Source organism: Streptomyces sp. AV19 (assembly GCF_015999245.1).
In the GTDB taxonomy this organism is placed as follows: Bacteria; Actinomycetota; Actinomycetes; order Streptomycetales; family Streptomycetaceae; genus Streptomyces.
In genome coordinates, this window is sequence record NZ_JAEAMR010000045.1 from 1 (window position 1) to 1,282 (window position 1,282).

The 1,282-nt window shown below is 69.1% G+C and carries 1 protein-coding gene; it reads right to left on the minus strand.

Going from position 1 to position 1,282, the window contains the following annotated elements; all coding sequences use genetic code 11:
- On the minus strand, positions 1-1,282 hold a 1,282-nt coding region (locus tag I5Q34_RS32920; RefSeq protein ID WP_234429897.1), incomplete at both ends, for an acyl carrier protein.

Sequence of the window (1,282 nt, forward strand, 5' to 3'; positions counted from 1 at the left end):
ACAGCCAACACCCGATGACCATTACGCCGCGCATCCGACAACCGCTCCACCAACACCACACCAACCCCCTCACCCCACCCCACCCCATCAGCCCCAGCAGCAAACGCCTTGCACCGCCCATCCACAGCCAACCCCCGCTGCCGCGAAAACTCCACGAAAGCGCCAGGGGTCGACAGGACGGTCGCGCCGCCCACGAGGGCGAGGGAGCACTCGCCCGAACGCAGTGACTGGCAGGCCAGGTGCAGGGCGACGAGGGACGAGGAACAGGCTGTGTCCACCGTGACGGCCGGCCCCTCGAAGCCGTACGTATAGGAGATCCGCCCGGAGAGGACGCTCCCGGAGACGCCTGTCATGGCGTAGCCCTCCAGATCCTCCGATCCATGGCGCACCAGGTCCACGTAGTCCTGCTGGGACATGCCGGCGAACACACCGGTGTCGCTCCCCCGCAGCGTGTGGGGGTCGATGCCCGCGCTTTCGAGCGCCTCCCAGGACACCTCCAGCATCAACCGCTGCTGCGGGTCCATCGCCAGCGCCTCACGCGGACTGATACCGAAGAACCCGGCATCGAAATCCGCCGCGTCATAAAGGAACCCCCCGCCTTCGGCCGAAGAGGCTTCGCCCGGCTCCCCGGTGGCAGTGGAGGCGTCGGCTGCGGCCAGGCCCTCGGCGAGGAGTTCCAGGTCCCATCCGCGGTCCGTGGGGAAGCCTGACACTGCGTCCCTTCCCTCGGCGAGAAGGCTCCAGAACTCCTCGGGCGATCGCACGTCCCCGGGGTAACGGCAGGCCATACCCACCAGGGCGATCGGCTCGTCGCTTCCCGCTGTCAGCTGGGCGACCGGTGGGCGCGGGGAGGACGTGCTGTCGCCGAACATGCGCTCGCGCAGGTGGGCGGCGAGGAGGGAGGCATTGGGGTGGTCGAAGACGAGCGTCGTCGGCAGTCGCAGGCCGCTCAGTGTGCTCAGCCGGTTGCGCAGCTCGACCGCGGTCAGTGAGCTGAATCCGAGGTCGCGAAAGGCCTGTTCGGGCGGGATGGCCGACGGGGATCCGTGGCCGAGCACGGCAGCGGCGTGGGTCCGTACGAGTTCCCGCAGTGCTGCGGCGCGGGAGGCCGAGTCCAGTGCGGCGAGTCTGTCCCGGAGCTCGCCCTGGGGCGTCCGGTCGCCTTCCGCGTCGCGCAGCGCACGCACCCCGGGAATGCGGCTGAAAACAGGGCTGATTCCGGTGGCGCCGGCGTTTTCGGTGAAGCGTTGCCAGTCGATGTCGGCGATGGTCACGCATGTGT